A 23955-nucleotide genomic window follows, 5' to 3' on the forward strand; every position below is an offset into this window, starting at 1 on the left:
ACTCCAAACAAACGCAGGTTGTAAAATGAAATTCAATGCAAGCAGAGCGACGCTAACACCGCCGGGTCAAGGCGGTCAATTCCTGCCGGAGTGCGTGGTGAAGGGCGGTTAGATCAGGAAATCGGTGCTTGTGAGCGTGAGGGTGCCGGTCAGTTCGATCTCGAAATCCGCCGCGCCGTCGCCGTCGCGGTCGGCCTGCACCAGCGTGATGCCGCCCTGCTGTTCGAACCTGAGTTCGCCCGCCGTGCCGGAAAAGGCCGTGTCGCCAATGAATTGGAAGGCTTGCTTGAACCCTTGGGTGAGGTCCGCGTCGATCCGGCTCAACTCGATCCGGTCCTCGCCCGAGACGAAATCGGTAATGACGTCGCGGTTGCCGTCGCCCACGCCGGACTCGGAGGCGTTGAAATAGATGAACCGGTCGCGGCGGCCCGCATCGTCGCCGCCGGTCATCACGTCGGCCCCGAGCCCGCCATAGAACGCATCGGCTCCCGCCTCGCCCAGCAGGGTGTCGTCGCCGGCGCGGCCGTAAAGCCGGTCGCTGAGCCCACCGGTGCGGAAGAGGTTGGCTGACGCGTCGCCGCGCAGCTGGTCGATATTGTCGCCGGTGCGGAATTCCTCGATCCCGTCGAACGTGTCGCCAGCCGCGTCGTTGTAGGACAAGGCCGCGTTCTGCAGGTCGACGCGCACGGACCGCGTGGCGGAGGTGTAATCGGCGATGTCGTGGCCTGCGCCGCCGATCAGCGCATCCGCGCCCGCGCCGCCCGACAGCGTGTCGTCGAGGTTGCCGCCGACCAGCAGGTTGTCGCCCGCGTCGCCCGTCAGGTGGGCGCGCAGGTCGCCCAGCACCTGCACGGCTTCGACCTCTTCAAGGACCGGGGCCTCTTCCCAATATCCGTGCTCTTCGATCAGGCCGGTGGCGAGGTTGACCTCGACATACTCGACCTGGCCGTTGTTATAGACCGGGTCGATCACCAGGAGGTCGAACCCGTCGCCGCCCCGGATGATGTCGCGGCCATACAGCGTGTCCTGCCGCACCTGCGTGATCAGCACATCGTCGCCCGCGCCGCCCAGCAGGCGGTCGTCGCGCTCGCGGCCTTCGATCGTGTCGTTGCCGCCGCCGCCGTTCAGAACGCCCCAGCCGGACAGGTAGTCGTCGCCGCCGCGACCGTTGATGTTGGTGTAGGGATTGCTGCCGATCAGGATGTTGTTGCCCGACGTGCCCGAGATGTCGGCGGCGCTGTCGCCAAGCGCAAGGTCGACATGTTCGATGTTGCGGATCGTGCCGATAGGCACGCCATCGTAATAGTCGACGGTGCCCGCCTGAAGGTCGATATCGACGCGGGTGCCGCGGAACTCGCTGCCGAAATCGAGGTTTTCGGGGTCGATCAGGGTGTCTTCGCCCGCGCCGCCGTCGACGGTGCCTTGGCCCCAAGTCAGGCGGTCGTTGCCCGCGCCGCCATCCAGCAGCGCGCCCGCGCCGCCACCGCTGAGAAAGTCGTCGCCGTCGCCGCCCAAAAGCGTGTCGGCGGCGGTTTCGTTCCCGCCCATGTTCAGCGGCCCCACGCGGTTGCCGACGAGCGTGTCGTTGCCGGTGCCACCGTCGATCATGTCGGCCTCGGTGGAGCCGATCAGCAGGTCGTGGCCCAAACCGCCCGACAGGGTGCTGCCGCTGGTGTCGCTGGCCAGAAGCGTGTCGTCGCCCGCCTCGCCATCAAGCGTGTCGGTCCCGCCGCCGCCGGTGAGGAAGTCGGCCCCGTCGCCGCCCATGAGCCAGTCGGTGCCGCGCCCGCCATCCAGCACGTCGCCGTCATCGCCGCCGATCAGCGTGTCGGCCCCGTCCGCGCCATACAGCCGGTCGGACCCGGCATCGCCAAGCAGGCTGTCGGCACCAGTGCCGCCATCCAGCACGTCATCGCCGCCGCGACCTGCCAGCGTGTCGTTCGCGCCTTCGCCCCAGATCGTGTCGGAGTCCGCACCGCCCGTGACGCTGTCGCTGCCGCCAAGCGCCGCGACGTTCAATCCGGTGTCGGGCAGGGTGATGGTATCGCGCCCTTCGGTGAAGCCCGTGGCGCTGCCCATCGGGTCGTCGAAGAAGACCTGGGTGAAATGGGCGGGGGCATTGTCGAGAATCAGGTCGTTCCACCATTGCAGCACCAGCGCGCCGCCTTCCAGCAGGGTGGGCCGCGCACCGTATTCCCATTCGTAACCGAAGGAGACGTCGAAATAGCTGGTCCCGTCGAAGGTGAGGTCACTGTCGAGGATCACGCCCCGTGACCCGGACTCGAAGAGCTGGCTGTAGGTCAGCACCAGCCGCCCGTCGGGCAGGAAGGTCGATTGCGGGTAGAAGGGGGGGGAGGCATAAGTCGCACCCACCGGCTCTGCCGGGCCGGTCGCGACGCCGTCCGCGCCGAAGGGCATCAGGTAGAGGTCGTTGACCGACGTATAGTCGAGCGTGACGACGAAGGACCCGTCCGCGGCCATGGTGATGTGTGCGGTTGGATTGAAGCTCGACTGGATGTTTTCGCCCAGCAGGACGGGGGTCATGACCGAATTGCCCGACAGGTCGAACTGGCCGAGGTAGCTGTCCCAGTTCCCGATCGTGGCATCGAAGATCTGGTAGGTGGCCAGCAGCCGCCCATCGGGGGCCTGAACGAGCGACGGCATGTTCGACGGGCCGTCGCCGATATGGTCGAGCAGGAACTCATCGCCCACCGGGTCGGCGTTGGCATCGAACCGGCGCAGGACGATTTCCGGGCCGGGATAGTCCGTTTCGCGCCAATGCACGAGGAACCCGCCATCCAGAAGGGGGATGATGTTGGGATTGATCTGGTCGTCGCGGGTCTGGGTGTTGATCTGGATCGGATCGCCCAGCGGCGTGCCGTCCACATCGTAAAGCTGCGCGAAGATGCCGTAGCCCACGGTGCCGATGAACCCGTCTTCCTGCCCGAAGGATTGCCAGACCACCACCAGCCGTCCGTCGGCAAGCTGGGTCACGTCCGGGTTGCGCTGGAAATCCGTCTGTTCGGTGTTGAGGATCACCGGATCGCCCGTGGGCGCGCCCTGCGCGTCGAACCGCTGGCCGTAGATGTCGTAGGCATCGGTGGCGCTGTTCGCTTCGTGCCACGTCGCGAAATACCCGCCGTCCGAGAGTGGCGTGAGGTTCATCTCGTCACGGATGCCCTGATAGTCGCCCTGAACGATGGAGAGGAAACCGGTATGGGGGAGTGGCATGTGGAGCGCTCCGTCGGCAGGTGGTTCAGATCAGGAAATCATCGGTCGTGAGGGTGTGTGTGCCGGTCAGTTCGATCTCGAAATCCGCGAGGCCGTCGCCGTCGCGGTCGGCCTGGACGAGGGTGATGCCGCCGGTCTGTTCGAACCTGAGTTCGCCGCCCGTTCCGCTGAATGCCGCGTCGCCGATGAAGTCGAAGCGCTGCTTGAAGCCTTGGGTGAGGTCGGCGTCGATCCGGCTGAGTTCGATCCGGTCTTCGCCCGCCACGTAGTCGGTGATGACGTCACGGTTGCCCGCGCCCACGCCCGACTCGACGGCGTTGAAATAGATGTAGCGATCCCTGCGCCCGGCATCGTCGCCACCCGTCATCGTGTCGGCGCCAAGCCCGCCATAGAAGGCGTCCGCCCCCGCTTCGCCAAAGAGCAGGTCGTCGCCTGCCCGGCCATAAAGCCGGTCCGACACGCCGCCGGTGCGGAAGATGTTGTCGCCCGCATCGCCGCGCAGCTGGTCGATGCCGGAGCCGGTCTGGAATTCCTCGATCCCGCTGAACGTGTCGCCGGCGGCGTCGTTGAACGAGATGTTGGGGTTCTGCAAATCCACCCGAACGGACCGCGTGGCGCTTTCATAGGACGCGATGTCGTAGCCGGGGCCGCCGACGAGCGAATCCGCGCCGCCGCCGCCATCCAGCGTATCGTCGCCGTTATTGCCGATCAGCGTGTCCTCGCCGCTGCCGCCGGACAGGCTGTTGTCGCCGGCGTCGCCGTTGAGGATCGCCGATCCGCTTCCGGTCACCGCGAGATGTTCGAAATCGCGGAATTCGTCGAGTTGGGTCGTGCCAAGGAAGGTGCCGCCCAGTTCCATGTGCACCATGATGGCACCAGCGCTGCCGTCATGATCGTAGACCAGCGTGTCGACACCGGCACCGCCCGAAAGGAAGGCCCCGGCGGAAAGCGGGGCATCGTCGATCACCGTGTCGTCGCCGTTCCCGCCGCGCAGATCGTCCACGCCTGCGCCACCGACCAGCGTGTCGTTGCCGTCTTCGCCGTCCAGAACGTCATCGCCGTCGCCGCCATCGAGGCTGTCATCCATCGCGCCGCTGCGCAAAGTGTCGTCGCCGCCAAGGCCGAAAAGCGTGTCGGCGCCGTTGTCCGAGAAGAGCTCGTTCGCGCCATCGGTGCCGGTCAGCGTCATGAAGATGTTGCCGGTGAAGTGGTAGTTCTCGATATTGGCGAAAGTGTCGGACAGTTGGGTGAATTCGTTCGCGCCGCCCCGTCCGGTCGTGAGGTTGCCATAGGCGGTATAGGCGTCGGCGCTGGTGGTGCCGGTATCGACCGCGATCGTGTCGTTGCCGAGGCCGCCGTCGAAATGGTCCTCGCCCGTGTTCATCTCGAACAGGTCGTCGCCCGCGTCCCCGAACAGGCTGTCATTGCCCGCGCCATCGGTCAGCGTGTCGTTGCCGTCGCCGCCGCGCAGGGTGTCGTCGCCACTGCTCCCGGCCATGGAATCATTGCCGGTGCTGCCTTCGATGTCGTCGTTGCCCGGCCCGCCGTCGAGCGTGTCGTCGCCGTCCCCGCCGCGCAGCGTGTCCGCGTTCAGAAGGCTGAATACAAGGCCGGGCGTGATCGTGTCGCCGCCTTCACCGCCCTGAACGAACCAGTTGCTCGTATCCAGCAGCGTCTGGAAATAGGCGAAGTCGAAGGCGCCGGTGATCGTGGTCGAGGTCTGACTGACGAGGAAGAACAGGTCGGTCGCGTCTTCGGACAGCCCGGTGATGTCAAACGGGCGGTCGAGGCCGTTGGCGGTGATCTGCGCCATCTCGAACCGCGAGACCGTTCCCGTGATGAAATCCTGGCCGTTATCGGCGAAGGCGAGGTCGGTGCCGTTCATCGTCACCCCGCCGCTGCCCGAGGTGGAGAAGGTGAAGCCAAAAGCCGTTTCGCGCACGAGGCCATTGGCCATGAAATCGATGAACTGGTTGATGCGGTCGGAGATGTCTCCGTCAACGCGAATGGTCGGCATCTATTTCCTCGTGTTCAAATGCGTGTCCAATGAGTGCCACGGGGATAGGCGGTGCGTCAAACCTCCCGTAGGGGTTGCAGGACGTCAGATCAGGAAGTCGTCGCGGGTCAGCAACAGTTCGCCGGTCAGCTCGATTTCGAAATCGGCGATGCCGTCGCCGTCGCGGTCGGCCTGCACCAGCGTGGTGCCGGCGTCGATTTCGAACCGCAGCTGGCCCGCGCGGCCGGTGAAGTCGAGCCCGCCGATGAACTCGAACCGCTGCTTGAACCCTTGGGTGATGTCGGCGTCGATGCGGGAGATCTCGATCCGGTCCTCGCCCGAGACGAAGTCGGTGATGATGTCGCGGTTGCCCGCGCCCACGCCCGTCTCGTTGGCCTGGAAATAGATGAAGCGGTCACGAACATCGCCCGTGCCGCCGGTCATCACGTCCGCGCCGAGGTTGCCGTACATCGCGTCCGCCCCCGCGCCGCCATCCAGCGTGTCGTCCCCCGCGCGGCCATACAGCCGGTCGCTGACGCCGCCGCCTTCGAGGCGGTTCGCGGCCCCGTCGCCGCGCAGGTTGTCGGCGGCGGTCCCGCCGATGACGTGTTCGATCCCGGCATAGGTGTCGCCCTCGGCCGCGCCGTGGTCGTAGAAGCGGGCAAAGCCCGCGCCCGACACGTCGGTTTGCAGGTCGACGAGGATGCGCCCGTCGCCATCGACGGAATGGTCGACAAGGTCGAACCCGTCGCCGCCTTCGAACCGGTCGGCGCCGGCCTCGCCAAAGAGCGTGTCGTCGCCCGCGCCGCCCATCAGCGTGTCGTTGCCCGCGTTGCCGCTGACGATGTCGTCGTCCTCGCCCCCGTCGAGCAGGTCGTCGCCGTCATCACCGAAGAGCGAATCCTGTCCCGTCGCGCCGAGGGCCGTATCGTTGCCCGCACCGCCGAGGAGGGCGTCGTTGCCGGTGCCGCCGTCGAGCGTGTCGAGCCCGTCATCGCCCAGCAGGGTGTCGTCGCCGGCATTGCCGAGAAGGCTGTCCTGGCCTGCATCGCCCTGCATGCGGTCATTGCCCGATCCGCCGATGCCGGTGTCGTCGCCTTCGCCCATGATGGCGATATGCAGGAAATCGTCCGACAGGGTGACGCGGTCGTCACCGCCGTTGAAGAACAGAAGGCCAAGGTCGGTTCCGTCCGGGGCGGGGCCGCCAAGGGTGGCGGCGTCGGGGATGACGACGTCGTCATTGCCATCGGTCCCGGCCAGCGCGATGGCGACTTGCGTCGCCTGCGCCACGTCCGTCACGACTTGGTAGCGGTTGCCGGGCGACAGGTCGAACAGGTCCACGAACTGCACGTAATCCAGCGTTCCGGTCGCGGTGTCGACCTGCGTGACCTGGCCGTAGGCGGAGCGGAACTCCATCACGCCGGTGGCCGGGTCGAACACGATGGCGTCGAGGTCGACTTCGAGCGTGTCGAAATATTCCAGCGTGTTGGTGCCGGTGCCGGGGCGGATGGTGGTGGTGGCGCCGTCTTCGAACGTATCGGTGCGGAACAGGTCGTCGCCCGCGCCGCCGTCGAGCACGTCGTTGCCGAGCCCGCCATAAAGCGTGTCGTCGCCATCCAGGCCGATCAGCGTGTCGTCGCCGCCGCGGCCTTCGACGTAGTCGTCCCGCGCGCTGCCGGTCACGCTGTCGCCTTCAAACGCGCCGATCAGTCCTTCGATCGAGGTCAGTTGCTGCACATCCACCAGCCCGTCGCTGCCGGTCACGGTGACGCTACCGGCAGCAAGGTCGGCGACGAGGCTGGCGGGCAGGCCGCCATCATAGCGCACGATGTCGTTGCCCGCGCCACCGTCGATCGTGTCGGCGCCGACGTCGGGAGAGAAGTATTCGTCCATCGCGCTGCCGATGAACTCGTCGTTGAAGATGCCGCCGATGACCCACAGGATGCTGCCCGGCTGCGCGGGGCCGAGGCTGAGCGTGACAAAGCCATCGCTGAAGATGCGGCCATCGGCGATGTCGAACTCCGTCTCGCGGCTGGCGGTGGAATAGGAGATCACGAAGACCGAGTTGTCGGCAAAGGTGACCGTGACATCGTTGATCCCGCCAAGGGGTGCGACCCAGAACATCGATCCGGGGCTGAGCGTGACGTCGTAGGTGTCGCGGCCGCGCGAGCCGACGAGGATGAAGATGTCGAACATGTCGAGCGCGGTGACGCGGTTCAGGTCCTGCAGCGTGTCGATGCCGTCGGGGCCCTTGTCCACGATTGCCGTGCGGCCGGGCAGGTCGATCACCGCGTCGATGCCGAAGGGCAGGTTGAAGTAGGTCAGTTCGATCACGCGCCCGTCGACGGCGTCGGCAAAGAGGTACAGGTCGTCGCCCGTGGTGCCGATCAACTGGTCATAACCGTCGCTCGACAGCGGGTTGATCGTGTCGTCGCCCGACGTGCCTTCCAGCGTGTCATTGCCCGTCGTGCCCGTGATCACCATGGCGCTGCCGTCCCTCGTTACCCTGCCTGCGGGCGGACAGTCGCACGGCGGGGCGGCAGCTTCAACGTGCCTGTTGACGTGGCCAAGGGGGCCACGCGCGTCAGATCAGGAAGTCGGTCGCGGAGAGGGACAGATTGCCGGTCAGCTCGATCTCGAAATCGGCTGCGCCGTCGCCGTCGCGGTCGGCCTGTACCAGCGTGATGCCTTCTGTCTGCTCGATCCGCAACTCGCCGCCAGTGCCGGAAAAGGCAGATGTTCCAATGAACTGGAAGCCTTGCTTGAAGCCTTGCGTGAGGTCCGCGTCGATGCGGCTGAGTTCGATCCGGTCCTCGCCCGGTGTGAAATCGGTGATAACGTCGCGGTTGCCGGGGCCCACGCCGGACTCTCCGGCAGAGAAATAGATGAACCGGTCGCGCCGCCCGGCATCGTCACCGCCGGTCATCAGGTCGACGCCCAGCCCGCCATAGAAGGCATCGGCGCCGGTGCCGCCGTCGAGCGTGTCGTCGCCCGCGCGGCCATAAAGGCGGTCGGTCACGCCGCCGCCTTCCAGCCGGTTGCCCCCCGCATCGCCGCGCAGGTTGTCGGAAAACGCGCCGCCGGTGATGTGTTCGAGGCCGGCATAGGTGTCGCCCGCCGCCTGACCCTCGTCGTAGAACCGCAGGAAGCCCGCGCCGCGCTGGTCGATCTGCAGGTCGGCGAAGGCGCGGCCGGTGGCGTTGGAGAAATCGAGAAGGTCCTCGCCCGGTCCGCCGTCGATGGCGTTGGCGCCGCCACCGCCCGTGATCGTGTCGTTCCCCGCGCCCCCGTTCAGCACGTCGTCGCCGCCCATGGTGAGCGTCCCGCCGTCGATCACGCCCACGTCACCGTGCAGGATGTCGTCGCCCGGCCCGCCGTTCAGGGTATCATTGCCGCCGCTGGCCGTGCCGCCCGACAGGGTGCCGATGTCGCCCGCCAGCGTGTCGTCACCACCGCGCCCGTTCAGCAGGTCGTTGCCGCCGGTGAAGGTGCCGCCCAGCAACTCTTCCACCTCGCCGAACACCCTGTCCCCAACCGTGGGGGAGCCGGTGAGCGTGTCGTTGCCGCCCGTGAGGCTGGTGTCGCCGTCCTGAAGCGTCGCCTCGCCCGCGATGCGCGATTCAACGCCTCCGTCGATGATGGTGATGCGGTCGTCACCGCCGATCAGCGTCGCGCCTGCCGCGAACCACACATCGCCCGACAGGTCGTGTTCGCCGGTGGGGCTGTCGACCTCGATCACGTCATGGCCGCCCGTGAGCGTGGCATCGCCCGAGATCTGGTCCACGTCGCCTTGCAGGGTGTAGCCGGTGAACACGCTGGTTTCGGTCTGCGTCGCGCGCAGCGTGTCGTTGCCGCCCGTCAGTTCCTCGGTCCCGCGCACGGCGAGCGCATCGCCGAAGAGCCAGCCGCTTTGCGACGGCGCGATGATCAGGTCGTCGCCCGATTGCAGGGTGGTCCAGAACGCGTTGGTCTGTTCTTCGAGCGTGCCAAGCACGATCAGATCGGTGAGCGCGACGCTGATTTCGGTGATGAAGATCGAAGGATCGAAGTCGGTGCCGCGATAGAGCGTGTCCAGCTGGATGCTGGTGATGGTGCCGCCGGTGGGAAAACCGTCGCCATCGACGGTGATCCCGGTGCCGAGCGCGCGACCGGAGACATCAAACGTGCCGCCGGTATCGACCAGCCAGCGAAACAGCGTTCCGCTGCTGGCCTCGGTCGAGGTGTAGGCGACCCGATTGGTCGTGATCTGAACAAAAACTACGGAATCGGTAAAATCGAGACGGGCCATAAGAGCCTTTCGAGATGGAACAGAATATCAGATCAGGAAATCGGTTGCGGTGAGGGTGAGGGTGCCGGTCAGTTCGATCTCGAAATCGGCCATGCCGTCGCCGTCGCGGTCGGCCTGTACCAGCGTGATCCCGCCCTGTTGTTCGAACCGGAGTTCACCGCCGGTGCCCGAGAAGGCCGCGTCACCGATGAAGTCGAAGCGCTGCTTGAAGCCCTGGCTGATATCGGCGTCGATCCTCGACAACTCGATCCGGTCCTCGCCCGGTGTGAAATCGGTGATGACGTCGCGGTTGGCGGAGCCGACGCCCGACTCGTTGGCCTGGAAATAGATGAAGCGGTCGCGCACTGCGCCGGTGCCACCCGTCATCGTGTCGGCGCCGAGGTTGCCGTAGATCGCGTCGGCCCCCGGTCCGCCGTCGAGCGTGTCGTTGCCCGCGCGGCCATAGAGCCTGTCCGACACGCCGCCGCCCATGAACCAGTTGTCGGCCCCGTCGCCGCGCAGGTTATCGGCAAAGGCACCGCCCACCGCGTGTTCGACATTGGCATAGGTGTCGCCCTGGCTGGCGCCGTTGTCGTAGAACCGGGCAAAGCCCGCGCCGGATACGTCGGTCTGGAAGTCGAGAAGGACGCGGCCCGAGGCGTCGGAGTAATCCGCCATGTCCTCGCCCATGCCGCCGTCGAGCACGTTGATGCCGTCGCCACCGCCCAGCGTGTCGTTGCCGAGGCCCCCCATCAGGGTGTCGTCGCCCTGTTCGCCGAAGAGCCCGTTATCGGCGGCGTCGCCGGTCAGGCTGTCATCGCCCTTCCAGCCCAGCAGCGTCGTCACGCCGCCAGCGGAGAGGACATCGTCGAATTGCGAGCCATAGAGCAATTCGACCCCCGACAGGGTCATGGAATTGCTGCCAAAGGCGATGGTGCCGGTCGACCCGCCGGTGAGCGGCGCGTTGCTGGCGCGGGCATCGACCGTGTCCTCGCCCATGCCGCCGTCGATATTGTCGTTGCCCGGAGAGATGCGGATGAAATCGTCACCGTCATTCGCCTGCAGGAAGTCGGAGGTGTAGTAGGTGTTGAGGACGTCACCCTCGGGCGAGCCGGTGATGAACACGCCGAAGGGGCTCATCGGGTCGAGCACCAGCGCGAACCAGTCGGGATGGGTGGTGATCGTCACGTCGCCCGGAGCGCCGTATTCCGACGGCGTCGACCGGAAGGTGGGGTTGAAGCCAAGCTGGATGGGCAGGGGATCGCCGGCTTCGGCGGCTTCGTTGAGAGACTGCAGCGGGGGGTTTTCGAAATAATCGACGCTGTAGGAAACGCCCGAGATGCTGCCGATGTCGACATTGTAGGTGTCGACGCTGCCGGTATAGACGATGGTGTTGTCGTTTACGGTGTAGCCCAGGTTTTCGCCCGCGACGGTGATCGTGAAGTCGATCCCGTTAAGGTTGCCGGTGATGGCCAGCCAACTGCCATCGAGGCTGTCGGTGATGTTCGCCTCGGTTTCCTCGCGCAGTGCCCTTATCGCGAAGGCATCCACGGAATACATGCCGCCTACATTCAAGCCAAATGCACTCATGTGAAAATCTCCTGTGTTCGAATGGCGCGGGGCGGGGCCCCGCCACGGTTGAAAGGGGGCGCGTCAGATCAGGAAATCGGTCGCCGTCAGCGTCAGCGTGCCGGTCAGTTCGATCTCGAAATCGGCCACGCCGTCCCCGTCGCGGTCGGCCTGCACGACGGTGATCCCGCCCTGCTGTTCGAACCGCAATTCGCCCGCGGTGTTCGAAAACGCCGCGTCGCCGATGAAATCGAAGCGCTGCTTGAAGCCTTGTGAAATGTCGGCGTCGATCCGGCTGAGTTCGATCCGGTCCTCGCCCGGTGTGAAATCGGTGATGATGTCGCGGTTGCCTGGCCCAACGCCCGACTCGTTGGCCTGGAAATAGATGAAGCGGTCGCGCACCGCGCCCGGCCCGCCGGTCATGATGTCCGCGCCGAGGTTGCCATAGATCGCATCCGCCCCCGCGCCGCCGTCGAGCGTGTCGTTGCCCGCGCGGCCATACAGCCTGTCGCTGACGCCACCGCCTTCGAGCCGGTTGTCCGCGCCGTCGCCGCGCAGGTTGTCGGCGAAGTCACCGCCCACCGCGTGTTCGATATTGGCATAGGTGTCGCCCTGGCTGGCTCCATTGTCATAGAAGCGGGCAAAGCCTGCACTGGACACATCGGTCTGGAAATCCAGCAGTACGCGGCCCGTGGCCCACGTGTAGAGGACGGTATCGTCGCCACCCTGACCATCCAGTTGGTTGATCCCTTCGCCGCCCGACAATGTATCGTTCCCGGCATCGCCCTGCACCGTGTCGTTGCCGTCATTGCCATGCAGCGCGACACCGGTCGAGATGTTCCCGGCATAGAGGAAATCGTTGCCGTCATCGCCGAAGGCCAGAGATGGCCCGCCGGGGGCGAGGTAGATGATGTCGGCGTATTCGGTGCCGATCAGGGCCTCGATATTGTTGAGCGAGAACGAGGCGTTGATGCCCGCCGTGCCGAAATTCGCGCTCGTGATGCCAAAGGTCATGCCTGCTTCGAGCGTGCGGCCATCGGCGGTGTCGGTGCCTTCGCCACCGTCGATCGTATCGTTGCCGTCCGACAGGCGCACCGTGTCGTCGCCGCCCTGCGTCGCGATGCTGTCGTCGACGGGGTAGCTGTTGACCACGTCGTCGAAGAAGGACCCGGTCAGGATCTGGATGAACCCGGCGAACTGGATCAGCAGCACGTTGAAGATGTCGAGCGCCAGAAGCACGCTGGCATCCTCCCCGGCGTACAGCCCTCCGGGAACGGTCGGGTCGATGTCGATGGGCGGGATATTCCCGACTTCGGTCGCGTTGAACGCGGCGTTCACTGCGTCGGACAACTGCACGTCGCCCGGGAGGGTGAAGTGTGCCGCCGTCGCGCCGGTGTCGTCTTTGACCGTGATGGACGAGAACGTGCCACCCGCCGACATGTTGTTGGCGTTCAGGTTCTGGCCGTTAAAGACAACCTCGACCTGTTCGCCATTGATCGTGCGGGTGATGGTCAGCGAACTGCCGTCGTTTGCGAATTCGTAGTTTTCGGAATCCAGCAGCGTGTTGATGATGATCCCTTCGAGCGTCATCCGGTAGAGCGGAAAGATCGGCAGAAACATGTCCACGATCATGGCGAAACCCCTTCCTGAAATCGCGGGGGAAAGACCCCGCGGGCATTGAAATCGCTTGGGCGGCACGAAAAGGGCCGCACGCCGAAATGAAGCGTGGAGACGTGAGAGGGGTGGAACCCCGACACGACTTGCACGCGGTTCGAACCAATTAACGGGGGCATTTTAGCGCAGAATGTGGAATCCGCCTATAGGGGCGGATTTCACGAGTTTCAGATCAGGAAATCGTCCGTCGTCAGCGTGTGGGTACCGGTCAACTCGATCTCGAAATCGGCCACGCCGTCGCCGTCGCGGTCGGCCTGCACGATGGTCACGCCGCCGGTCTGTTCGTACCTGAGCTCGCCGCCCGTGCCCGAGAACGCCGCGTCGCCGATGAAGTCGAAGCGTTGCTTGAACCCTTGCGTCAGGTCGGCGTCGATACGGCTCAACTCGATCCGGTCCTCGCCCGCGACGTAGTCCGTGATGACGTCGCGGTTGCCCGCGCCGACGCCCGTTTCCGCCGCGTTGAAATAGATGTAGCGGTCGCGCCGCCCGGCATCCGCGCCACCCGTCATGATGTCAGCCCCAAGCCCGCCGTAGAAGGCATCGGCCCCGGCCTCGCCGAACAGCATGTCGTCGCCCGCGCGGCCATAGAGGCGGTCGCTGACGCCTCCCGTCCGGAAGATGTTGTCGCCCGCATCGCCGCGCAACTGGTCGATGCCGTCATGGGTGCGGTATTCCTCGATAGAGATGAAGCTGTCTCCCGCCGCGTCGTTGAACGAGATCGCAGGGTTCTGCAGGTCGACTCGGACCGACCGCGTGGCCGAGCCGTAATCGGCGATGTCGTACCCGTCACCACCATCCAGCACGTCTCCTCCGCCGCCGCCGTCAAGGATGTCGTCCCCCGCGCCCCCGCGCAGGGTGTCGACCCCGGCACCGCCCATGAGCGTGTCGGCCCCGTCGAGACCCGAGAGCGAGTCGTCGCCCTTGTCCGAGAACAGCTCGTTCGCGCCGTTCGTCCCGGTCAGGGTCATGAAGATGTTGCCGGTGTAGTGATAATTCTCGATATCGACGAAGCTGTCGGCGAAGCCCGCGAATTCGTTCGGTCCGCCATTGCCGGTGTCGAGGTTGCCGAAGGCGGTGTATTCCGAGGCCTGATCGTCGCCGGTATCGACCACGATGGTGTCGTTGCCCGCACCGCCGTCGAAATGGTCCTGTCCCGAGCCCATGACAAGGATGTCATCGCCGTCTTCGCCGAACACGAGGTCGTCGCCGAGCCCGTCCATCAGCACGTCGCCCCCCGCGCCCCCGCGCAGCGTATCGCTTCCGCCGCGGCCGTCGATGGTGTCGTTGCCGTCGGCGGTCTGGAGCAGGTTCGCGCCATCGGTGCCGAGCAGGTAGAAGGCCTGCGTGCCGCCGAGGATCGCGTTTTCGAAATTGGCGATGAAATCGGGGAACTGGGGGACGTCCTGTCCGAACAACTGGCCGAGTTGCAGGTCGACCGTGACGTCGCCGAACTGGCCGGCGGTGAAGCCGTCCTCCTGCAGGTTGCGCACATAGGTGTCGTTGCCGTCGCCCGCATCCACGGTGTCGTTGCCACGCCCGTCATTGATCGTGTCGTCGCCCGCGCCGCCGAGGATCGAGTCGTCGCCCGGCCCGCCGGTGATCGAGTCGTTACCAGCGCCCCCGTCGATGGTGTCGTTGCCGTCGCCGCCGATCAGCGTGTCGTTGTCGCCAAGCCCGTCGATGCTGTCATTGCCGCCCGCACCGTCGAGCCTGTCTCCGAGCGGGGTGCCGGTCAGGGTGTTGTTCCCGCCATCGCCGGTTTCGTTAGACCCGGATGGGTCAAGCGAGCCTTCGCTGCCGGGCAGGATCAGCTCCATCGCGTTGCCGGAGAGGATGATGGCGCTGTTGTTGTCGATCCGCACCATGGCGGAACTGCCCGCAAGGTGGGTTCCGTCCTGGGAATCGATGAGCGTGCCACTGTTGTCGTATTCCCGCAGGCGGCCTTCGTTCACGAAGGTCGGCGAGAAGGAGAAGACCGTGTAGCCGATGAGGAAGCCGCTTTCGGTGGCGATCACCATCGGCGTGTCCTGGTTGCCCGAGGTGATCGTGTTCACCAGCGTGCTGTCGACCGACAGGGTGCCGTCGGTGTTGTAGATCTTGAACCAGGTGGAGGTGCCGCTCGTGTCCTCGGCCTGGGTGCCCGCGTCGGTCCAGACGACGACGACCCGACCATCCGACAGGGTGGCGACCTGGACCGAGGGCGGCAGGCCAAATCCCGATCCGACCGCATCGCTGACCATCTGGGGCGCCACGACCTCGTTTCCTTCCATGTCGAAGACCTGCAGGTGGGTCGAACCCGCTTCGCCCGACGTGCTGTCGACCCAGGCATAGAAGATCAGGTCTCCCGACACGGTCACGTCCGAGCCGTAGCTGTTCGCCGCCGTGAAGCCGCGCCCGCCGATCGTGTCGCCGGTATGCAGGACGGTGCCCATCGGGTCGACGATCAGCGCGTTGTCGCCTTCGAACGTGAAGGGCACGACGAAGATGTTCCCGTTTGGCAGGGAATGGGCGTTGTAGATCATCGAATTGTCGGTCACGCCGAACGCGCCCGAGGTCAGTTGCGTCGCGGGCGCGGTCTCTGCCCCGGTGGCAAGGTCGAAGGTGACGACCCAGTTGGTGATCACGGTGGGCAGGGGATCGGCGTCGCGCACCTGGTAGTAGATGTTGAACGTGCCGTCGCCGTTGTCGTGCACGTGGTAGGGCAACAGGTTGCCGAGGCCGAGCCCGGTCGCATCGGCGAACTCGGTCGCTCTGAACACCACGCCGTCGTCGTTGATCGCGGCGACCTGGTTGCCGGACACGAAGACCGCCGCGTCGTCGACGCGATAGCTGCCGCCCGAGCCGGTGGTGGTGCGCGTCCCGCCAAAGCCGATGAAGGTTTCCGCCGCGGTGTCGAACTGGATGGTCATGTCGATCCCCCCTTGAAAAGTCCCGCAACGCGATGTTCCCGCGCGTTATAGCGGTTTCAAATGAGGAACCTTAACGCCGGGTAAGGCGGCCCTGTCAATCAGGATTTGACGGCGCCGCCCGTGCCCGTCAGATCAGGAAATCGGTCGCGGTGAGCGTGAGCGTGCCGGTCAGTTCGATCTCGAAATCGGCCACGCCGTCGCCGTCTCGGTCGGCCTGCACGATGGTCGCGCCGCCCACCTGTTCGAACCGCAACTCGCCCGCCGTGTTCGAAAACGCCGCGTCGCCGATGAAATCGAAACGCTGCTTGAAGCCCTGGGTGATGTCGGCGTCGATCCTCGACAACTCGATCCGGTCCTCGCCGGGCGTGAAGTCGGTGATGACGTCGCGGTTGCCCGCGCCCACACCCGTCTCGTTGGCCTGGAAGTAGATGAAGCGGTCGCGGATCGCGCCGGTGCCACCCGTCATCTCGTCCGCGCCGAGATTGCCGTACATCGCGTCCGCCCCCGCGCCGCCGTCGAGCGTGTCATCGCCCGCGCGACCGTAAAGCCGGTCGGACACGCCGCCGCCTTCCAGCACGTTCGCCGCGCCGTCGCCGCGCAGGTTGTCGGCGAAGGCGCTGCCGATCACGTTCTCGATCGAGAAGAAGGTGTCGCCCTCACCGGCGCCCGCGCCGAAGAAACGCGCGAAGCCCGCGCCGGACACGTCGCTTTGCAGGTCGACCAGCACGCGGTCGGTGCTTGCGGAAAAGTCCAGCGTGTCGATGCCGGCCCCGCCGAAGAAGGCCTGCGCGCCCGGCGCGTCGGGGATCAGGTCGTCACCGGGCGTGCCCGTCGTCGCGATCGAGATGCGCCCGACCGCGATGTCGTGGGTGCCGCTGGAGGTGAAGTCCAACTCGCTCAGCAACGCCACCAGGCTGCCATCGGACTGGAACGCCACGTCGACCTGCGCGACGTCGTCGAACACCTCGGTATTGCCGGAAGCGAGCCGTCCCTCGACGATCATCGGGTCGCCCAGCAGCCCGTCACCGAAGATCGGCGCGACAACGGCGAAGCTGTCTCCGAGGGTGAAATCGACGCGGGTGAAGGCGAGTGCGGCAAGGTCGTCGTTGGCGACCGCGACGTGGGTGAATTCAAGGAACGCGTCGCCCGGATCTTCGAGGATCGTGCCGCCGCCGGTCACCGTCGCGCCCGAGGCGTTATAGGGTTGCACGAAGAGCCCGGCATCGCCGGAATCGGCGATCAGTTGCCCGGCAAGGAAGAACCCGCCACCGGGGCGGGGCGCGATGAACGACGCGGTCGAGACGAAGTCTTCTCCGAGCGAGGGCAGGGACAGTTCGATCTGGCCCGTCTGCGCCGCGCCCGTGTCACCGTCGAGGATCTGGAAGGTGACGGTGTTGTCGCTCGCCGACTGGTTGAAGGCTCTCCATGACAGGACGATGTCGCCATTCTCCAGCGTCGCCACGTCGGGTTCGAATTCGACGGTGGTGTCGTCCGAGGCGACGGTGAACACGCCACCCACCGGCGCGCCCGACCCGTCAAAGCGTTGCAGGAAGGTCTGGGTGCCTTCGGCGGAATCGGTGGTGTTCGCCCATGCGATGGCAAAACCGCCAGAGGCCAGCGCGGTCACCGCGAGGCCCTGGTTGAACAGGTCCTCGGCATCCGCGACCGTGCCTTCGGGGCCGCTGGTGCTGCCGTCGGCATTGAAGACCTGGAAGGCGATCTCGCGGTCGGCTCCGGGCAGGTTGATGGCCCAGACCACGACGAACCGCCCGTCGCTCAGCGTCGCGGCGTCGACCTGGTCGATCGAGATGCCGGTCGTGTCAACCACGTCGATCGCGCCGCCGAGGTCGGACAGATCACTGTCGAGCACTTCGACCTCGATCCCGCGGTTGCCGGTGGCGGTGTTGCGCGTCGCGAACACGGCCACCATGCGGTCATTGTCCAGAGGGATCAGAACGGGCGAGACCTGGTTGTCGGCAGATACGGAGGAACCGACGCGAATGGTCGCGTCTTGGAACATGAAAGGCATTGGGATTGCTCCACAAAACGAAATGAAAAATGGCTTACGGGTGCCAGTTTATTCAGCCGGCCCGACAATGCCAGCCAAATTCGACGGTGCCGGGCGTCGAATGTCAGATCAGGAAATCGGTCGCGGTGAGCGTGAGCGTGCCGGTCAGTTCGATCTCCATATCGGCCACGCCGTCGCCGTCGCGGTCGGCCTGCACGAGGGTTATCCCGCCTTGTTGCTCGAACCGGAGTTCGCCGCCGGTGCCCGAGAAGGCGGCATCGCCGATGAAGTCGAAGCGCTGCTTGAAGCCTTGCGTCAGGTCCGCGTCGATCCGTGACAGTTCGATCCGGTCCTCGCCGGGGACGAAATCGGTGATCACGTCGCGGTTGCCCGCGCCGACGCCGGTTTCGGCGGCGTTGAAATAGATGAAGCGGTCGCGGCGTCCGGCATCGTCGCCGCCGGTCATCACGTCCGCCCCGAGCCCGCCATAGAAGGCATCGGCCCCGGTTTCACCGAACAGCGTGTCATCGCCCGCGCGGCCATAAAGCCGGTCGGACACTTCACCGGTATAGAACACGTTGCCGGATGCATCCCCGCGCAACTGGTCGATGCCCGCGCCGGTCCGGAAGACCTCGACATCGGTGAAGGTGTCGCCGGCGGCGTCGTTGTAGTTGAGCGCGGGGTTCTGCAGGTCGACCCGGACCGAGCGCGTGGCACCCACGTAGCTGACCATGTCGATGCCGGCGCCACCATCGACCTCGTCCACGCCCGCGCCGGGCAGGAGGGTGTCGTCGCCATCGCCACCGATCAGCGTGTCGTCGCCGCCGCTGCCGGTCAGCAGGTTGTTCATGCCGTCACCGGTGAAGGCGACGTCGACGTCCCCTTCGATGGTGACGTTTTCGATGTTCATGACCGTGTCGCGACCGTTGGGAAAGCCGATGGCGCCCACTTCGCCCGCGATGAGGTCCACGAAGGAGGGCACCGCGCCGGTGATGCCTTCCAGCGGGAGGATGAGCGTGTCGATCCCGTCACCGCCATCAAGCATGTCCATGCCGCCTTCGAGCCCGAGGATGAACACGTCATCACCCGCGCCACCATTCGACACGTCGTCGCCCGGACCGTCGGACAGGGTGTCGTTGCCCGCCAGCGCTTCGAGCGTGTCGTTGCCGGAGCCGCCCCGCAATTCCTCGGCACCGCCGCTGCCGGTCAGCATGTCGCCGAAGGTCGACCCGCGCACGATTTCGATGCTGATCAGCGTGTCGGTGTTGCCCAGCCCGTCGGTCGCGGTCTGCTGGCCAAGGTCGACCGTGACGGGATTTGTGGCGTTGTTGTAATCGACCATGTCGATGCCGCCGCGCCCGTCGAGGTAGTCGTTGCCGCCGACCAGGTAGTTCGGCGTGTAGATGTCGCCGTCCTGGTCGAGGGTGAAATACTCGTCCGCGTCGCTGCCCCGGATCGTGTCGTCGTAATTCGTGGCCCCGAGGCCCTCGATGGACATCAGCGTGTCGTTGCCCTCGGCCCCGGTCACGGCACCGCTGGCGAGGTCCACGTCGATTCCGCCGGGCGAGCGTCCGTACCAGACGAAATCGAAATCGCCGCGCCCGTCGATCAAGTCGTTGCCGCCTTCGCCGCTGAACGAGTTGCGCCCATCCGTGCCTTCGAGAACGTCGTCAAAGGCCGATCCAATGATGCGTTCGACGTTGCGCACGGTGTCGATGCCGCCGCCGCCATCGGATATCGTGCCCGCCTGCAGGTCGGCCACGATCCCGCCAGGTGCCAGCCCGTAATCGATGCGGTCGAAATCGTCGCCGCCGTCGATCGTGTCGTTACCGGCCGAATAATAGGACCAGTCGCGGCCCGGCCCGGCATCGACCTCGTCATCGCCGTTGCCGTCATAGATGCTGTCGTCGCCGGGACCGCCGAACAGGCGGTCATTGCCGTCAAGACCCACCAGTTCGTCGTTGCCTTCAAGGCCGCGGATCACGTCGACGCCGTTGGTGCCTTCGAGATAGTTGTTGAATTCGTCTCCGGTAAAGGTTGGCATCGCACTATCTCCCCGTGGTAGATATGTGAATGAAATAAACGTGTTACACTGGAAAAACCCTCAAATCAGGAAATCGGTCGCGGTGAGCGTGAGCGTGCCGGTCAACTCGATCTCCATGTCGGCCACACCGTCGCCGTCGCGGTCGGCCTGAACGATGGTCACGCCGCCGGTCTGTTCGTAGCGCAATTCGCCGCCGGTGCCCGAAAACGCCGCATCGCCGATGAAGTCGAAGCGTTGCTTGAAGCCTTGGGTGGTGTCGGCGTCGATCCGGCTCAACTCGATCCGGTCCTCGCCGGGGGTGAAATCGGTTATGACGTCGCGGTTGCCGGGGCCCACGCCGGTCTCGTTGGCCTGGAAATAGATGAAGCGGTCGCGGATCGCGCCCGGCCCGCCGGTCATCTCGTCCGCGCCGAGGTTGCCGTAGATCGCGTCCGCCCCCGCGCCGCCGTCGAGCGTGTCGTCGCCCGCGCGGCCATAGAGCCGGTCGCTGACGCCGCCGCCCTCCAGCACGTTCGCCGCGCCGTCGCCGCGCAGGTTGTCGGCGAAGGCGCCGCCGATGGCGTTTTCGACGGAATCGTAGGTATCGCCCACCGCCGCGCCCAGATCGAAGAAGCGTGCAAAGCCCGCGCCGGAGACGTCGGACTGGAAGTCGACCAGCACGCGGCCCGTGGCGGCGGAGTAGTCGGCGGTGTCGGTGCCGCCGAAGCCCATGATCGCGGTGCCGCCATCGGGCACGGCAAAGCTGTTGTTCGCAGCGGTGCCGTAAAGCTCGGACGCGAAGAACGACACGACGACCTCGGAAATCGTGCCCGAGGTGTTTCCTGTCTCCCACACGGCGGCGATGCGGCCGCTGGTCAGAACGTCGATCCGGCCATCGTCATTCTCGGTCGGGCCGGACACCGCGTCGTTTCCGATGACCGGGTCGCCCACGGAGACGCCATCGGCGTTGTAGCGCACGATCACCGTGTCTTCGGGCTCACCTCCGTCGCGGTTGGAGCTGATCGTGGCGACGAACCCGCCATCGAGGGTGCCCGCGACCGATGGCTCGCCGATATAGGTGCCGGGATCGGCGAATTCGACGATCTCCCCGGCGGCGCCCGTGCGCCGGTCGCCCGCCGCGTCGTACATGATGGCATAGACGCCGATGCTGACGGGCAGGGTCGATTCAAAGGACCCCGCGACGACGAAGCCGCCATCCGACAGCGCCGCGACCTGCACGCGGAACAGGCCGAACACGTCGGACGAGTTGAAGGTGTTGGGCAGCGTGACCTCGAAATCGTTGCCGCGCGCCGTCATGTCGGCATTGAAGACCCGGCCATAGGAGGTTTCGGTCGCGCCGTCCCACGACTGCCAGACCGCGACGAAGCCGCCGTCATCCAGCGCGGCGATGTCGACGCGGTATTCGCTGTTGGACTGGTTCTGGTTCAGCAGAACCTCGCCACCCATGGGATTGCCGTCGCTGTCATAGCGGCGGCCTACGACGCCGTAGGCGAAGACGTCCTGACCTTCTGCCTCCCACGCCACGACGATCGTCCCGTCGGCGAGCACCGCGACCTCGGGGTCGCTCTGGTCGCCGATGGTGGTGGTGTTGACGTTGATCTCTCCCGTGCGGGGCGTGCCGTTGGGGTTGAAGATGCGCATGACGATGCCGTCATCGCTGCCGTCATTGCCTTCGCTCTCCCACACGACGACGAAGCCGCCATCGGGCAGGCCCGCCACCTGCGGGTCGGACTGGTAGGATTGGGTGGTGGTGTTGGCGCGGCGTTCGCTGCCCAGCGTGGTGCCGTCGGGGCGGAAGACCTGGAAATAGATCCCGTCATCCGCGCCGTCCTGATCGAAGCTTTCCCAGGCAACAACCGAACCGCCGCCCGCGAGAGCGGCGACATGCGGGTCGTCCTGACGGTTGGAGGTGAAGGTGTTGGCAATCTGGTTGGGGCCAAGAGGCGTGACAGCTGTCATGTGACAAATCCCTGAACGAATAAAAATGAACTTCAATACAGGGAGTAGGCCACGCGAAACCCCGCATGGCAAGAATTAACTGACGCTGGGTCAACCGGGATCAGATCAGGAAATCGTCCGTCGTCAGCGTGTGGGTGCCGGTCAGTTCGATCTCGAAATCGGCCATCCCGTCGCCATCGCGGTCCGCCTGAACGAGGGTGATGCCGCCCTGCTGTTCGAACCTCAGTTCGCCGCCGGTGCCCGAGAAGGCCGCGTCACCGATGAAGTCGAAGCGCTGCTTGAAGCCTTGCGTCAGGTCGGCGTCGATCCTCGACAATTCGATCCGGTCCTCGCCCGCCACGTAGTCGGTGATCACGTCGCGGTTGCCCGTGCCCACGCCGGACTCGGAGGCGTTGAAATAGATGTAGCGATCCCTGCGCCCGGCATCCGAGCCGCCCGTCATTATGTCGGCGCCAAGGCCGCCATAGAAGGCATCGGCACCCGCTTCACCGAACAGCATGTCGTCGCCCGCGCGGCCATAGAGGCGGTCGGATACGCCGCCGGTGCGGAAGATGTTGTCGCCCGCATCGCCCCTCAACTGGTCGATGCCGTCATGGGTGCGGTATTCCTCGATCGAGATGAAGCTGTCGCCCGCCGCGTCGTTGAACGAGATGTTGGGGTTCTGCAAATCCACCCGGACCGAGCGCGTGGCCGAGCCGTAATCGGCGATGTCGTACCCGTCGCCACCGTCCAGCACGTCGCCGCCCGCGCCACCGTCGAGCGTGTCGTCGCCGTCTCCACCCTCCAGCGTGTCGATGCCGGAGCCGCCGAAGATGAAATCGTCGCCGGTATTGCCCAGCACGCTGTCATCGCCTGCCAGCGCGTCGAACCGGTCGTTGCCGTCCAGCAGGTCCACCACGTCGTTCTGCGGCGTGCCCTGCAGATCGTCATTGCCGGGGGTGGGGCCCATGGGCGGCTGGATCGACGTGTCGATCCGGATCACCGTGGCGTTGCCTCCCTCGTCGATCACGAGGCCGCGCCCGTCCGAGAGGATGATGCTTTCGAACTGCGAATACGTGGCCTGCCCGAAGCGCGAGTCGTAATCGGCGGCCTCGCCGAACGGCTGGCCGGATGCGGTGAAACGCTGTGCCTCCCAGTTGTCGGGTCCGGATTGCTGGCTTTCGTCGTCTTCGTACAGCACCACGAATCCGCCATCGTCGAGCGCGTGAAGGCTGGGCATGAATTGCCGCCCCGACAGGGAGTTGGGATTGCCTGCGAACGGCCCGGCATCGATCGATCCGTCGGTGTTGAGGATCAGTACCTGGATGTCGAGCCCGTCCGCCGCGCCCGGTTCGGGCTGGTAGGTATAGGCGACGGCGACGCGCCCGTCAGTCAGCCGGTCCGCCGAAATGTGGCCCCTGACGAAGCTGGCGATCGTGCTGGCGTTGAACACGTCTGTCAGCGCCTGCGGGGCCGAAATCTGCGCGCCGTTCAGCTCGAATGTCTGTACCTCGACCTGCTGTTGCCAGCTGACGCCTCCATTGGCGAAGACGTAGTTGCGCACGGCTGTCAGCACCATGATGCCGCTGCCGGTTTCCACGATGGCATAGCTGTTGTCCGATCCCGTGAACCCCGGCGCCACCGTGCTGCCGCCCACGACGTTGCCCGTGGGGTCGAGGATCAGCAGGCCGCCATCGCTCATGATCGCGATGTTACCGTTGGACAGGATCGCCGAAACCGAGTTTTCGAAGGTGAAATTCTGGTCGCCGCCCAGCGGCACCGACGCGCCCAGCGGTGTGCCCGCCGCATCGAAGTCGCGGTATGCCTGCGCTGCGTCGAGCGGAAACAACTGGTCGTCATCGGTGGCGTAGAAAATGCGCACGCCGCCCCCGGTCAGGGGGATCGCGGCAAAGGCCGCCTGGTTGAAGCCCAACGGCCCCACGACATCCGGTTCCGACGCGGCATCGATGACCTGCTCGCCCACCAGTTGGGTGCCCTCGACATCGTGGATGGAGAAATAGACGAGCGAGTCGTCCGGGTCGGACCACGCATAAAGGACCCGTCCGTCGCCAAGGTCAAAGCCGCGCCCGTATTCCACGACAAAGGCAGAGGTGATGGTGTCGAGGGAGAAGTCGGTACCGAAGGTAATCGTCATTTCAACGTCCTTTCACAGACAGGAAGGGTAGGGCGCAAGTCGAACGACTGCGCAGAAAATCAATATATTTCAGTGTCTTGTAGCTCTTTGGAGTGGTTGGGAGTTGGGGGGGTTAGATCAGGAAATCGTCCGTCGTCAGCGTGTGGGTGCCGGTCAGTTCGATC

The 23955-nt window shown here is 65.5% G+C and carries 11 protein-coding genes; all 11 read right to left on the minus strand.

The window, feature by feature from the left end:
- Positions 1–108 precede the first annotated feature (108 nt).
- The 11 genes from ATO11_RS15790 to ATO11_RS15840 all read right to left on the minus strand — a co-directional run bounded on the left by ATO11_RS15790 (position 109) and on the right by ATO11_RS15840 (position 23791).
- Entirely contained in the window at positions 109–3231 is a 3123-nt protein-coding gene (locus ATO11_RS15790) for a calcium-binding protein (protein ID WP_050531870.1), read from the minus strand.
- A 25-nt stretch (positions 3232–3256) separates the two neighbouring features.
- Positions 3257–5248, minus strand: coding sequence for a calcium-binding protein (locus ATO11_RS15795; RefSeq protein ID WP_050531871.1), 1992 nt, complete (start codon positions 5246–5248; stop codon positions 3257–3259).
- Between the two features lie 84 nt (positions 5249–5332).
- Positions 5333–7711, minus strand: coding sequence for a calcium-binding protein (locus ATO11_RS21705; RefSeq protein ID WP_050531872.1), 2379 nt, complete (start codon positions 7709–7711; stop codon positions 5333–5335).
- A 100-nt stretch (positions 7712–7811) separates the two neighbouring features.
- On the minus strand, positions 7812–9515 hold the full coding sequence (locus tag ATO11_RS15805) for a calcium-binding protein (RefSeq protein WP_050531873.1): 1704 nt from the start codon (positions 9513–9515) through the stop codon (positions 7812–7814).
- Between the two features lie 27 nt (positions 9516–9542).
- Entirely contained in the window at positions 9543–11084 is a 1542-nt protein-coding gene (locus tag ATO11_RS15810) for a calcium-binding protein (RefSeq protein WP_082176380.1), read from the minus strand.
- Positions 11085–11147: 63 nt separating this feature from the next.
- Positions 11148–12695, minus strand: coding sequence for a calcium-binding protein (locus tag ATO11_RS15815; protein ID WP_050531875.1), 1548 nt, complete (start codon positions 12693–12695; stop codon positions 11148–11150).
- A gap of 209 nt (positions 12696–12904) precedes the next feature.
- Positions 12905–15646 (minus strand): calcium-binding protein, encoded by a 2742-nt coding sequence (locus ATO11_RS15820; RefSeq protein WP_050531876.1) that lies wholly within the window; start codon positions 15644–15646, stop codon positions 12905–12907.
- 127 nt (positions 15647–15773) lie between these two features.
- Entirely contained in the window at positions 15774–17666 is a 1893-nt protein-coding gene (locus ATO11_RS21710) for a M10 family metallopeptidase C-terminal domain-containing protein (protein ID WP_242601439.1), read from the minus strand.
- A 112-nt stretch (positions 17667–17778) separates the two neighbouring features.
- Positions 17779–19698, minus strand: coding sequence for a calcium-binding protein (locus tag ATO11_RS15830; protein WP_050531878.1), 1920 nt, complete (start codon positions 19696–19698; stop codon positions 17779–17781).
- Between the two features lie 60 nt (positions 19699–19758).
- Positions 19759–21657, minus strand: a complete 1899-nt coding sequence (locus tag ATO11_RS15835) for a M10 family metallopeptidase C-terminal domain-containing protein (protein WP_050531879.1) — start codon at positions 21655–21657, stop codon at positions 19759–19761.
- Positions 21658–21757: 100 nt separating this feature from the next.
- Positions 21758–23791: a calcium-binding protein gene (locus ATO11_RS15840; RefSeq protein ID WP_050531880.1), complete on the minus strand. Its 2034-nt coding sequence runs from the start codon at positions 23789–23791 to the stop codon at positions 21758–21760.
- Positions 23792–23955: the final 164 nt, after the last annotated feature.

The organism is Pseudaestuariivita atlantica (genome assembly GCF_001205715.1).
GTDB lineage: Bacteria > Pseudomonadota > Alphaproteobacteria > Rhodobacterales > Rhodobacteraceae > Pseudaestuariivita > Pseudaestuariivita atlantica.